Source organism: Thalassobaculum sp. OXR-137, assembly GCF_034377285.1.
Classification (GTDB): Bacteria; Pseudomonadota; Alphaproteobacteria; order Thalassobaculales; family Thalassobaculaceae; genus Thalassobaculum.
Map to the genome: position 1 here is coordinate 4109281 of NZ_CP139715.1, position 12814 is coordinate 4122094.

A 12814-nucleotide genomic window follows, 5' to 3' on the forward strand; every position below is an offset into this window, starting at 1 on the left:
CCCATGGCCGAAATCGACCCGAAGCGCGCGACCGACGCCAATGGCGGGCTGGTCTACGACGACGATCTGATCCGCGACATCCTGCGCGACGTGAAGACCATCGCCATGGTCGGGGCGTCGGACAACTGGAACCGGCCTTCTCACTTCGCCATGAAGTACCTGCAGCAGAAGGGCTACAAGGTCTATCCGGTGAACCCGAAAGTGGCGGGTGCCGGCGGCGAGATCCTGGGGGAGAAGGCGTATGCCGACCTCTCCGACCTGCCGGAGACCGTCGACATGGTCGACGTGTTCCGCAATTCCGCCGCCGCCGGACCGATCTCCGATGCCGCCATTGAGCACGGTGCGAAGGTGGTGTGGATGCAGCTCGGCGTGCGCAACGACGAGGCCGCCGACCGGGCCGAGGCCGCGGGCCTGACCGTGATCATGGACCGCTGCCCGAAGATCGAGTTCTCCCGCCTGTTCGGCGAGCTCGGCTGGCACGGCTTCAACAGCCGGGTGATCTCCTCCAAGCGACGCATGCCGGGACGTTCCGACAAGGTGTCGAAGCAGAGCGACGTGGGCGACGGTTTCATCCCCAAGGGTTTCGAGACCATGGCGGTGCATTCCGGCGCCTCGCCGGATCCGGCCACCGGCGCGCGCGGCACGCCGATCTATCAAACCACCGCGTATGTGTTCGACGACGCCGATCACGCCGCCTCGTTGTTCAACCTGCAGACCTTCGGCAACATCTACTCGCGCCTGTCGAACCCGACGGTCGCGGTGCTGGAGGAGCGGATCGCCGCCCTTGAGGGCGGACGCGGCACCACCTGCACGTCTTCCGGCCATGCGGCCCAGATGCTGGCGCTGTTCGCGCTGATGAGCCCGGGCGACCGCTTCGTCGCCTCGCGCCGGCTCTATGGCGGCTCGATCACCCAGTTCGGCCGCACCTTCCAGAAGTTCGACTGGCATTGCGACTTCGTCGATTCCGAGGATCTGGACGCGGTCCGCGCCGCCGCCATGCAGGACAGGTGCAAGGCGATCTTCGCCGAAAGCCTCGCCAACCCGGGCGGCGTGATCACCGACATCGCGGCCCTGGCCCGCATTGCCGAGGAAGCCGGCGTGCCGCTGATCATCGACAACACCATGGCCACCCCCTACCTGTGCCGGCCGATCGAGCACGGGGCGGATCTGGTGGTGCATTCCACGACCAAGTTCCTGTCCGGCCACGGCAACGCCATGGGCGGGGCGGTGGTCGACAGCGGCACCTTCGACTGGTCGCAGAACGACAAGTTCCCGTCCCTGTCCCAGCCGGAGCCGGCCTATCACGGCCTGACCTTCTACGAGACCTTCGGCGACCTCGCCTTCACCACCTACGGCCATGCGGTGGGTCTGCGCGATCTGGGGCCGACCATGGCGCCGATGAACGCCTATCTGACGATCACCGGCATCGAGACCCTGGCCCTGCGCATGGAGCGGCATGTCGCCAACGCCCAGAAGGTGGCGGAATGGCTGGCGGCGCACGACAAGGTCGCCTGGGTCAGCTATGCCGGGCTGGCGGGCAACAAGTACAAGCAGTTGGCCGAGCGCTACCTGCCGAAGGGGGCCGGCTCGGTCTTCACCTTCGGGGTCAAGGGCGGCTACGACGCCGGCATGGCCGTGGTGGAGCGCTGCCGCCTGCTGTCGCACCTGGCGAATATCGGCGACACCCGCTCGCTGATCCTGCACCCGGCCAGCACCACCCACCGCCAGCTCACCGAGGAGCAGCGCACGGCGGCGGGCGCCGGCGACGATGTGATCCGGATTTCCGTCGGCCTGGAGACGGCCGAGGACATCATCGCGGATCTGGAACGGGCGCTGGGCTGACCGAGGAGCGGGCGCTTGGTTGGCGCCCGCTTTCCTCACCTCAGAGGATCACTCGTACCCCTTCGGCGCGATGAAGCCGCCGATCTCGCGTTCCATCATCTTGGCGAAGGCGATGGCCCGCTTGTCGTGGCCGTGCGGGGCGACGATCTGCAGGCCGACCGGCAGTCCGTCGCTCGCCAGGCCCACCGGCGCCACCGTGCTCGGCAGGTTGAAGGCACCGGTATACCCGGCCCAGAACAGCTGGTCGGTGACCGGCACCTGCTTGTTGTTCACCACGATCTTGCGGTGGATGCGCTCGCCCTCCTGGTCGTGCGGGAAGGCGGTCGTGGAGGCGATCGGGCAGAGCAGCAGATCGACCTCCTCGAACAGCTCCTGCCAGGTCTCGCGCATCTGGTTGCGGCGGTTGTTCAGCTTGATCCAGTCGCGGTGCAGCATGGTGTTCCCGCGCGCCATCTCGGCGATGTAGCTGTCGTCGTCGGCGCCCAACTCGGCCAGCAGCGCGTGCTGCTTGGCCATCTCCTCGTCGTTGACCCGGCCCGAGGTCGCCGCCCGCAGCAGTCGGATATAGAGGCTGTGCGCCTCCTTGGTGTCGAAGGCGGGCTTCGCGCCGGACACGATCTTCATGCCCTTGGCCGCCAGCGCGTCGATCGCCTTCTGCAGGGCGTCGGTCAGCACCGTGTCCTGATCGAGGTTCTGGTCCTCCAGCACCACCGCGACCTTGAAGTCGCCCGGCTCGCGCTGGGTGGCCTCCGGCAGGGTCAGGGTCCAGCAGGCGGCGTCCAGGCCGTGGGGCCCGGCCATGATGTCGAGCGAGATCTCCAGATCCTCGGCCGAGCGGGCGAGCGGACCGATCACCGAGATGTCGGACGGGGTGATGGTGCCCGGCATCGCGTGGCCGCGCGGCGGCAGGATGCCCCAGGTCGGCTTGTGGCCGTACACGCCGCAGTAGTGGGCCGGGTTGCGGATGGAGGCGCCGATATCGGAGCCGGCCTCCAGCCCGGTCAGCCCGGCCGCCAGCGCCGCCGCCGATCCGCCCGACGATCCCCCCGGCGTGCGGCTCAGATCCCAGGGGTTGTTGGTGCTGCCATAGACCGGGTTGAAGCTCTGCCAGTCGGCCAGCAGAACCGGCACGTTGGTCTTGCCGAAGACCACCGCCCCGGCGGCCTTCATGCGGGCCACCGGCACGCTGTCCACATCGGGGACGTTCTTCGCCAGGTGCTCCAGCCCCCAGGTCGTCGGCATGTGGACCGCGTCGTAGCTCTCCTTGAAGGTCATCGGCACGCCGTGCAGCGGGCCGGCGATCTCGCCCTTCGCCAGGGCGGCATCGGCCTCGTCGGCCGCCTTGCGCGCGCCGTCATAGTCGGTGGCGATGATCGCGTTCAGCGCCGGATTGTACTTCTCCACCCGCGCCAGATAGTGCTCCAGCAGCTCCCGCGCCCCGATCTCCTTGGTACGGATCTTGGCGGCGAGGTCATGCGCAGACGCGAAGGCGATGTCGGTCATGGGAGGGCTCCGGATACGGAAGGACGGGGTGTCGAGGCAGGGGCTCGAGGCGGGATCGACAGCGTGGCGCAGACACGGGCGGCGATCAACACACCGAACGGGTGTCCGCCGAATCGTTAACTTTCTAAAAGTCGAAAATTATCATAGGGTGTGCGATACAACACAAACTTCAGTTGACGCGCGACTTTTGCATACGGTCGTATGTCAGCCCTTGGCACATCGAGTCACTTGGCACGGACACCACAAATGGATGGAGACCAAAACTGGCCCGTCGATCTGGACCTCGCCGCGCCCGAACATATGGCTGCCTATGCCTTTTGGTCGGCGCGAAAGCCGGGGGTCGGCCTAGTCCCGTCGCGCCAGGATATCGATCCACTGGAGATGCCTCGATCCTTGCTTCCCTGGATCAACCTCATTGAAGTGCATCGCGACGGCGGGGCGCTGCGCTACCGCCACCGGCTGGTCGGGACCGGCATCGTCGACATGCGCAACCGGGACGGCACCGGGCGCTGGTTCGAGGATCTGTATGACGAGGCGCGCCTGCTCCGCGTGCATCTGGTCCTCGACCAGGTCGTCAGGGACTGCCAGCCGCGCATTCTGCAGGACGATCTGGGCAATACCGGCCGCTCGCACCGCACCCTCAAGTCCCTCGTCCTGCCGCTTGCCGCCGACGGCGTCACGGTCGACATGCTGATGGCGGTCTCCCATTACGAGTGAGTCTCCTCCGGGGTCTTCGCCATCCGCCGCCGCGTGGCCAGCTCCGGCACCACCCAGAACACCACCATCGCCGCCAGAATGAAGGCGCTCGAGGTCACGAAGCCGACCGTATAGCCGCCGGTGGCGTCGTGCAGGAAACCGGCCATCCAGGTCCCGATCGCCGCGCCCAGCCCCTGCCCGGTGGTGATGGTCCCGTAGATCGCGCCGATGCCGCGCCCGCTGAAGATCGTGGCGGCGAGGGTGGAGATGACCGGTCCCCGCGCGCCCATCGATCCGCCGAAGAAGATCACGAAGCCGACGACGAAGGCGAACCCCGGATGGACCTGGACCAGGGCCAGCGAGACGATCCCCAGCAGAGTGCTGACGTAGCTGACGCTCACCGTGATCCGGTTGCCGAACCGGTCGGCCGCGGCCCCGACCACCAGCATGCCGACGATCGACAGCATCCCGGCGGCTCCGAAGGCGCCGGCGGCCTCGATCGGCGCGAAGCCGTGCTCCACCAGATAGGCGACGGTCTGCAGGGCGACCGCGTATCCGCCGATTGCGGTGAAGAAGAAGGCGCAGAACAGGGCCCAGAACGGCCGCGACCGGATCGCCCGCGCCAACCCTTCGGAAGGCAGGCCCGAGGCGGTCGTGGCCGGCGCCCGCTGGACGATGCCCGCCGTGATCCGTCGCCAGGGCAGCAGGCCGACCGGCAGGGCCAGCAGCAGGATGGCGCCCCCCAGCATCCCGTAGCCGCCGCGCCAGCCGAATCCGTCCACCATGACCTGGGCCAGCGGCGCCAGGATCAGCGTCCCGGTGCCGAGCCCGGTCGAGGCGACCGCCATGGCGGTGCCCATGCGGCCGTCGAACCAGCGGCTGATCAGGATCGAGCCCGGGATCATGCCCAGGGACGCGATGCCCAGCCCGCCCATGATCCCAACCGTCACCGACAGGTGCCACAGCTGCTCCATATGCCCGGCCAGCCAGAACCCGCCGCCGAGCGAGAGCAGCCCGAAGACGTAGAGCGCGCGGCCGCCGAACCGGTCGAACGCCGCCCCGACAAAGGGCGAGGCCAGGCCGTTGGCCAGCATGTAGACGGAGTAGACCGACGTCAGGTCGGCCCGGTCCCAGCCGGTTTCCCGTCCGATCGGCAGCAGGAAGACCGCGTAGGTCTCACCGGCTCCCCGGGCCAGGGCGTTCAGCAGGAAGCAGAGGGCGAGCACGCCGAGAGCGGCCCAGCCTGTCGTGGAGCCGGTCATGCGCATGGGCGCAGTTTAGATCCGTCGTCGCCGCAGGCGATAGACGCGCCGTGTCCCCCCGCGCTGCCCGACGCCCCTCAGGCGGTTCGCCGGATCCCCGCCTCGGCCCCGCCCTTGAGCGCCTTGCGCAGGACCGGCAGCACCGCGACGGCCAGCCCCGCCGCCAGCACCCACCAGGCGGGCCGGATCGTGTCGGGCAGCATCAGGTTGGCCTCCAGCACCCGCAGGGGCGGCACGCTGGTGCCGACCCAGAACCACAGTCCTTCCGCTCCGGCGGTGAGCAGACCGCCCAGAACCGCGATGCCGGCGAGAACCAGCGGAGAGGTCAGCGCCAGCCGCCGCTTCGCCGCCAGCCGGTAGAGGCCGAGGGTCAGCAGGAAGCCGGCGATCAGGCTGGCCTCGAACGCCTGAATCTTGGTCTGCATGAAGAAATGCACCGCCGCCAGCAGCGCGGCGAGATAGACCAGCTTGTGAAGCTGGTTCCATCGCCGCCCCAGGCGCCGGACCATGCCGTCGAAGCTGGTGGCCCCCAGCGCCGCCATGATCGCCAGGGCGACGAAGCCGATGGTCAGGTAGGTCCTCAACACGATTTCGCTGGCCACCTTGCCCATATCGAAGCCCTGATCCGCGATGTAGAGACCGAAATGCAGCAGCAGGTAGAAAAGCGCGCTGACCCCGAGCATGCGCCGGATGGAGATCAGCCGGGGATAGGTCAGGATCCGGATCGCCGGCGTGACCGCCAGCGAGACGACCAGGATGCGGATCGCCCAGTCGCCGCTGCGGTGGATCGCCTCGTCGTAGGGCCGGGGGCCGAGACCGCCGAGCAGCGTATCGACGGCCAGGAGAAGTGCCGGTACCGACACGGCGACCAGGGTCGCGATCTTCAGCCCCGAAACCCGTCCGGCCCGGTCATGCCACAGCGCCATGGGATCCTTCCGTAGGATATCGTGTTTGCCCGCCGCCGCTAACCGACGGAAGTTGCCAGAACATGAGGCGACCGGGCGACCGCGTCCAGGCATCCGGAACGACACGGCCGATCACCATTACGGCATCTCGGGCCGGCGTTTCACGACACTCGTGCCGGCGCACCGGTTGGCATCGGCGCACCCTACCCCCACCATAGGATTATCGACCACAGAGCCCGACCGGTGCCATGCCCCTGATTTCCGTTCTCGACCAGTCCCCGATCCGCGCCGGTGCGACGCCCGGCGATGCGGTCGCCGAAACCATCGAGCTTGCCCGGCTGGCCGACCGGCTCGGCTTCCACCGCTACTGGGTGGCCGAGCACCATTCGTCGGAAGGCCTCGCCGGCTCGGTGCCGGAGATTCTGATCACCCGGCTGGCGAACGAGACGTCACGGATCCGGGTCGGCTCCGGCGGGGTGATGCTGCCGCACTACGCGCCGCTGAAGGTGGCGGAGACCTTCCGCATGCTCGAGACCATGTATCCGGGCCGGATCGATCTCGGCATCGGCCGCGCCCCCGGCTCCGACCAGCGCACCGCCCGCGCCCTGTCCTATGTCCGCGATCCGATCCCGATCGAGTATTTCCCGCGCCAAGTCCAGGACCTGATGGACTGGATGGACGGCAAGCTGGAGGACGATCACCCGTTCCGCGGCGTCACCGCCCAACCGGCCGGCCCCACCTCGCCGCCGGTCTGGCTGCTGGGATCCAGCGATCAGGGCGCCCAGGCGGCCGCCCATTTCGGCACCGCCTTCTCCTTCGCCCATTTCATCACCGAGGGCGGCGAGCCGGTGGTGGAGATGTACAAGAAGCGGTTCCAGCCCTCCTCCACCCTGGCCGACCCCCAGGCCAATATCGGCGTCTTCGTGATCTGCGCCGAGACCGAGGAGGAGGCGAAGTATCACGCCGCGTCGCGCGATCTGTGGCGTGTGCGGCTGGATCAGGGCCATATCACCCCGATCCCGACGCCGGAGGAGGCCCTGAACTACGAGTTCACCGAGTCGGAGCGTCAGCGCGCGGCTTTCCACCGCCGCCGCAACATCGTCGGCACCCCGGACCAGGTCCGTGAGAAGCTGGATGCGGTGTTGGCGCGCTATGGCGTGGATGAAGCCGTGGTTGTAACAATTACCCACGACCACAAGGCACGGATGAAGTCGTATGAGCTTCTGGCGAAAGCCTACGATCTGTCCCCGATGGCGGAAGCCGCGGAATAGTTGGGCCGCTGGCGGACCAGCACACCTTGTGATCGCGCTGGTTACCGCTCTCTCATGCCTTCCCTCGTCGGCTTACGCTCAACAACTGGACCCGCGCTTCTCAGCCACAGTAGATCTGCCCGGCTACGAATTCGCCATGATATCCGCAGCACTCCTTCAACAGGGGTTGCTTGGCCGCGGTTGTTTTCAAGGAAACCTCGACGCCCGTATCCGATCCTATTACCCGCTCGACCTTCAGTTCGCCGAGGGTCGGGTGTGGCCGGTATCTGGAACCTGGGACGCCATCATCGCGTACAAACGCTGCGGAGAACTCTTCAGGACCAACATCGCCGTCATTGCCCAACCTGAAGGCGCGCCATTCCTGGTCACCACGGTGCCGGGCGAGTCCGAAATCAGCTACCCGTTGAAGCAATCTCTCCGAGACGACGTAATCGCATTTGCTAGCCGGATAATGCACCGGGAAGACTGCGAGATTGCGCAGATAACCAACTCTCGGATCACACAAGGGCTGTCCAGCCTTACCGGCGTTTCAATCCCCAAGGGACCTGTAAAGCATCTCACCTGGACGGAGAGTTGGACGGTAAGGGCCTGCGGACGAGAGACCGATATTCATATCGACCTGACGATCGACCCGGACACTGACGAGATAACATCGGATCTGCGCGTGAATATCGATCTGTCCACCGGCACCGTCTCCCGTGAGGTAGCGATCTCGCACCCGATCTATATTGACGACGGCCAGCTCCAGGAGCTCTTCGATACAGCTGTTTCCGGCGACCACGAGCAGGTGCAGGACGCACGAAACGACCTTCGATACCTGGCAAATGAGAATATCGCGGAGGCGCAGTATCTTCTGGCCTCCGCTTTGGCCAAGGATCCGGAGCACAACCGTTCGTTCCATCTGGAAGGACTTTACTGGGCAGCTCGCGCCACGGCGAACGGTAATGCCGCGGCCGCACGTCTGGCCGGCTGGTACATGGAGATGGGCCCCTTCAAAGCCCCGCCAGATCTGCGTGCCGCTGCGCTGATGTATCAACGCTCGGCGGCTTTAGGATCTGCAGACGGTACCCAAGATTTTGAACGAGTGACCTCGACATACCCCTGGTTAGCCCCGGTCCTTGAGGACCATCCGGCGTTCTGACGCGCAGCCTGCCCCTACTCCGCCTCGCGGAAGCTCCCGAAAGGGGTGGGCGCGTACGACGCGTTCAGCGGCGCCTATCCGAACCTGGACACGTTTTACGCCGCGGTACCGGGTTTCGCGTTCTGGACCCGACCTGATCCCGGAAAATGACCGGTATGCTCCAACCTGGCGGCCCCTACTCCGCATAAAGCTCGTCGCGCAGGGTGTTCCATAGGCGTTTGCGCTCGCGGTTGGAGCGGATCTGACGGGTGCGTGGGCTGGTCGGGACGATGAGCGGGTCGTCTCCGTCCGGCCGGATGTCGAAGCTGCGGGTCGCGGCGATCGGCAGGTTCTCCGAGGAATAGTGCGCCATCACAAGGATCTCGACGCTGTAGTGGCCGGTCTCCAGGTCGAGCGAGCCGGATCCGGCGCTGTCATAGGCGCGCTCTAGGACACTCTCGAACGAGCCCAGATCCATCATCTCTCCGGACTCAAGTGGTCCCTGATGGGTGTGCTCGCGGACGTCGCCGCCCTTGCCGGTATCCGACGGCCGGCGCACGTCGGTGATCGCGTGGGTCGAATTTCCGCTGTCAGACCGGATGGTGACCGTGACGCTCATCACATAGACGATCTGCGCGCTCATGTTGCAGATCATGCAATGGGCGCTGGCCCGCTGGCCGCCGCCCCGGGTGATGAGGATCGAGGAGCGCTCGTTCTTGCGGATGGTCTGGATGAACAGCCGCAGATAGACCAGCCAGATCAGCACCATCGCCGCGTTCACGCCGACGCTGATGAGCTGGGAGTTGTTCTGGATCCAGGAGAGCATGGACGGTCGCGGTGGTGGCACGATGGGCGCGGGTACCTTCTGCTAACGGGGGACCCAGGAAATCGTTCCGAAGTCGGCTCCCTGGCCAACCGGTTCACGGGACCGTCGTACACACCACCTTCGCCAAACCCCGCCCCGGCCTTGTGCCGGGGCCTACCCATCCGACAGTGCAGATCGATCAGGAGAATGGCCCACGTCGGGCGGGGCCCCCGACGCAAGGCCGGGGAAGGTTCAATAGGGTAGAGCGAGTGGAGTGACAGAAAGCGCCAGCCCATAAACTTCGATCCGCCATGGCATGAACCGCACCAGCGCGGTACTTTTCAGCGAAACGCTCGACTCTGGGCTGCATTTTGATGCGCTTTTCACCAGATTTTCTCGCACCGGTTCGGACCTTGAGACCTGGCGCGGCCGTGCACAGGTCTTGGCGCCTAGTTGGCGTCATGATTACCGCCCTTCTGGTCCTGTCGCCTGCAGCTCATACCGACCAGACCCCAGACCGCTTTGAGAAACTGGTAGCGCGGTCCGACTATCGCACAGCTCTCTGGTCCGCCGCCCTCCTGCAAAAAGGCCTGATGGGTGGCGGCTGTTTCAGCGGCAGCGCCAAGGTCGAGTTCGGAATTGTCGGTCCAGCGGATGCTCAGTTCGTCGATGGCCGTGTTTGGCCGGTATCCGGGGTCTGGCACACGTTTGTCGACTACCGGTTCGCGATGTGTCCTGACGACGGCTTCAGAGCCAAATTCTCGATCATCGCACACCCACAGGCGACGCCCATCGTGTTGGCTGTGGTGCCCGGCCGATCCGCATCGTCCTACCGACTAAAGACAGTCCTCCATGACCAGTTGACGGCCGCCGTTCGAAGGATCACTGAGCGCGAGGACTGCCCATATCCCATCATCATGAACTCGCAGCCGACGCAGTTTCTGGACTCCGCGCCGGGAATCACCACCACAAGGGAAGTCTGGACCGTGCGCGCCTGCGACAGAGTGGCCGACTTCTTCATCGACATTGAGTGGGATCCGACAACTCAGACTACCTCGTTCAACACGCGCGTGGCCACCGATGAGACGACCGGGCACAGCTTCCGCGAGATCGGGGTACCTGCGCCGATCTACGAAGATGACGGCCGACTTAAGACCCTCGCCGCGGAAGCCCTTTCCGAAGATAGCGCCATCAGGTTGGAAGCGCGAAAGGCGCTCCAGTTTCTGGCAGATTCAAACGTACCCGAAGCCCAGTATCACCTCGCCGTCTCCCTCGCCCACGACCCCGGTGGAAACCGGAAGCTGGAGTTGGAAGGCCTCTACTGGGCCGCTCGATCGACGGCAAACGGAAGCGCGGACGGGGCACATCTTGCCGGAAAAATCGTGGAGAACGGTCCCCATCTTGCCCCACCGGATCTGAGGACTGCCGCCCTGCTCTACCGGCGTGCCGAGGAGATGGGGGCGTCGCAAGCGGCGGAGGATTATCAGCGGTTGGTGACCGCGCACCCGTGGCTGCCCAAAATCCTGAAGGATCTGCCGATACTATAACGGCGCCGGCCGGCCCTTCGACACGCTCCGGATTACATCCTGCGCTGCTCAGGGTGAGGTCGATAAGTATATGAAAATATTGACCTCTCCCTGAACAGCCCCAAGGGCGTGTCGAAGGGCTCTACTCCGCCTCGAACCAGTCCGCCGCGACCTCGGCCCCGGCGATCACCAGGCAGCATTCGCCGGTCGGTTGGGTGCCGCGGCCGTCGAGGAAGGCCTTGATCTCCGACAGCCGGCCGCGCACCACCTCCTCGTGCAGCTTCGTCAGCTCCCGCGCCAGGGCCGCCGGTCGGTCGCCATAGACCTCCAGACACGCGTCCACCAGCTTGCCGATGCGGTGCGGGCTCTCGTACAGCACCAGGGTGTGCGGGCTGGCGATGTCCACTTCCAAGAAGCGCTGGCGCTGGCCCGACTTCTTCGGCGGGAAGCCGCGGAAGGTGATGCCGTGAACCGGCAGGCCGGACAGCACCGCCGCCATCACGAAGGCCACCGGGCCGGGCACCATGGTGATCTCCACCCCGGCCCTGGCCGCCGCGCGCACCAGGGTGAAGCCCGGGTCGCTCACCCCCGGCGTGCCGCCGTCGGTCGCCACCGCGATCCGCTGGCCCTGCCCGGCCCATTCCACCAGGGTCGCGGACATGTGGCGCTCGTTGTGCTCGTGATAGGCGACCATCCGCTTCTTCAGCCCGGCCGCCTGCAGCAGCCGTCCGGTGCGCCGCGTGTCCTCCGCCGCCACCACGTCGGCCTTCTCGAAGGCCTCGCGGGCGCGGGGGCTGAGGTCTTCCAGATTGCCGATCGGTGTGGCCACCAGCTCGATCATGCCGTCTCTCCAGTGGGCTGCTCGCCGTGGGGAAGCTTGCCGGGGGGAAGCTCGCCGGGGGGAAGCTCGCCGGGGGGAAGCTCGCCGGGGGGAAGCTTGCGGATCCGGCAGACGAAGAACGCCTCCAGGAAGTCGCTCGGCACCACCCGCATGGCATGGCGCAGGTCCGGATGGTAGCTGCGCCCCTCCCATTTCGCGAGGCCGGGCCGCCCCTCCGGCACGTCGACGCCGATCGGCTCGATCACCGCGTCCTCGTTGTGTTTGACCAGATGGTCGACCGGGGCCTCGTTCTCCTCCGGCGCGATGGTGCAGGTGGAGTAGACCAGCACGCCGCCGGGGCGGAGCTGCTTGAAGGCGGCGACCAGCATGCGTTGCTGCAGCCGGCTCATCTTCTCGATCCGGTCCGGGGTCCAGAATTTCAGCGCGTCGGGGCGCGACAGGTCGGCCATGCCCTCGCCGGAACACTGGGCGTCGAGCAGGATGCGGTCGTAGGCGGCGTCGAGGAACTTGTCCAGGTACTGGCCCTGGATTTCCGTCATGTCGGTGATCTCAACACCCAATAAATCAATGACTTCCCGTAGTTTCTTCAGACGTGCTCTGATCCCGTCATTGACGTGCAGCCTAGCCTTGTTGCCGGTGAGTGCCGCGATATGGGCCGCCTTGCCGCCGGGCGAGGAGCAGATGTCGAGGATGTCCTCGTCCGGCTGCGGGTCCATGGCCAGGCCCGGGATCAGCGACGAGGCGTTCATCACATAGACCTCGCCGGCCGCATGGATCGCGCTTTCGGTCACCGCCTTGCGGTCGCCCAGGATGTGGAAGGCGTTGGGGCACCAGGAAATCGGCTCGACCTCGGTCAGCGATTCAAGATCGGCCCGTATCTCATTGACAGGACGCGCTTTCAACGGATTGATCCGCACACTGGAGCGCAATCCGCCGCTGGCCAGACGCTCGGCCTCGTAGGGCTTCACCTCCCACACGGAGGCCGCACGGGCCAGGAACGCGTCGCGGCGGCGCTGGTCGGCGGGGTGCGGGCGCTTGGCCAT

At 66.2% G+C, this 12814-nt stretch carries 11 protein-coding genes; 5 read left to right on the plus strand and 6 right to left on the minus strand.

Features of this window, described 5'->3' with window-relative positions:
- Window positions 1-3: 3 nt before the first annotated feature.
- Window positions 4-1842, plus strand: a complete 1839-nt coding sequence (locus T8K17_RS19255; RefSeq protein ID WP_322331348.1) for an O-acetylhomoserine aminocarboxypropyltransferase — start codon at window positions 4-6, stop codon at window positions 1840-1842.
- 48 nt (window positions 1843-1890) lie between these two features.
- On the opposite strand, the gene T8K17_RS19260 is transcribed toward T8K17_RS19255, so the two are convergent.
- On the minus strand, window positions 1891-3345 hold the full coding sequence (locus tag T8K17_RS19260) for an amidase (protein ID WP_322331349.1): 1455 nt from the start codon (window positions 3343-3345) through the stop codon (window positions 1891-1893).
- 300 nt (window positions 3346-3645) lie between these two features.
- Here T8K17_RS19260 and T8K17_RS19265 point away from each other — a divergent pair, with 300 nt between their 5' ends.
- A complete protein-coding gene (locus tag T8K17_RS19265; protein ID WP_322334986.1) occupies window positions 3646-4062 on the plus strand; it encodes a PAS domain-containing protein in 417 nt (138 codons plus the stop codon).
- On the opposite strand, the gene T8K17_RS19270 is transcribed toward T8K17_RS19265, so the two are convergent.
- On the minus strand, window positions 4053-5303 hold the full coding sequence (locus tag T8K17_RS19270) for an MFS transporter (RefSeq protein WP_322331350.1): 1251 nt from the start codon (window positions 5301-5303) through the stop codon (window positions 4053-4055). The genes T8K17_RS19265 and T8K17_RS19270 overlap by 10 nt on opposite strands.
- Before the next feature lie 77 nt (window positions 5304-5380).
- Window positions 5381-6229, minus strand: a complete 849-nt coding sequence (locus T8K17_RS19275) for a protein-methionine-sulfoxide reductase heme-binding subunit MsrQ (protein ID WP_322331351.1) — start codon at window positions 6227-6229, stop codon at window positions 5381-5383.
- Between the two features lie 227 nt (window positions 6230-6456).
- On the opposite strand from T8K17_RS19275, the gene T8K17_RS19280 reads away from it, so the two are divergent.
- Window positions 6457-7479 (plus strand): LLM class flavin-dependent oxidoreductase, encoded by a 1023-nt coding sequence (locus T8K17_RS19280; protein ID WP_322331352.1) that lies wholly within the window; start codon window positions 6457-6459, stop codon window positions 7477-7479.
- Between the two features lie 28 nt (window positions 7480-7507).
- Window positions 7508-8620 carry a hypothetical protein gene (locus T8K17_RS19285; protein WP_322331353.1) on the plus strand — a complete coding sequence of 371 codons (1113 nt, stop codon included), beginning with the start codon at window positions 7508-7510 and terminating at the stop codon, window positions 8618-8620.
- Window positions 8621-8795: 175 nt separating this feature from the next.
- Here the strand turns inward: T8K17_RS19285 and T8K17_RS19290 are convergent, their stop codons facing one another.
- Window positions 8796-9425, minus strand: a complete 630-nt coding sequence (locus T8K17_RS19290) for a hypothetical protein (RefSeq protein WP_322331354.1) — start codon at window positions 9423-9425, stop codon at window positions 8796-8798.
- Window positions 9426-9865: 440 nt separating this feature from the next.
- Here T8K17_RS19290 and T8K17_RS19295 point away from each other — a divergent pair, with 440 nt between their 5' ends.
- The gene (locus T8K17_RS19295; protein ID WP_322331355.1) at window positions 9866-10951 is read left to right on the plus strand and encodes a hypothetical protein; all 1086 of its coding nucleotides are present in this window, start codon (window positions 9866-9868) and stop codon (window positions 10949-10951) included.
- Window positions 10952-11072: 121 nt separating this feature from the next.
- On the opposite strand, the gene rsmI is transcribed toward T8K17_RS19295, so the two are convergent.
- Window positions 11073-11771 (minus strand): 16S rRNA (cytidine(1402)-2'-O)-methyltransferase, encoded by a 699-nt coding sequence (gene rsmI, locus T8K17_RS19300; RefSeq protein WP_322331356.1) that lies wholly within the window; start codon window positions 11769-11771, stop codon window positions 11073-11075.
- The gene (locus T8K17_RS19305) at window positions 11768-12814 is read right to left on the minus strand and encodes an RsmB/NOP family class I SAM-dependent RNA methyltransferase (protein WP_322331357.1); all 1047 of its coding nucleotides are present in this window, start codon (window positions 12812-12814) and stop codon (window positions 11768-11770) included. Before T8K17_RS19305 ends, rsmI begins: the two co-directional genes overlap by 4 nt.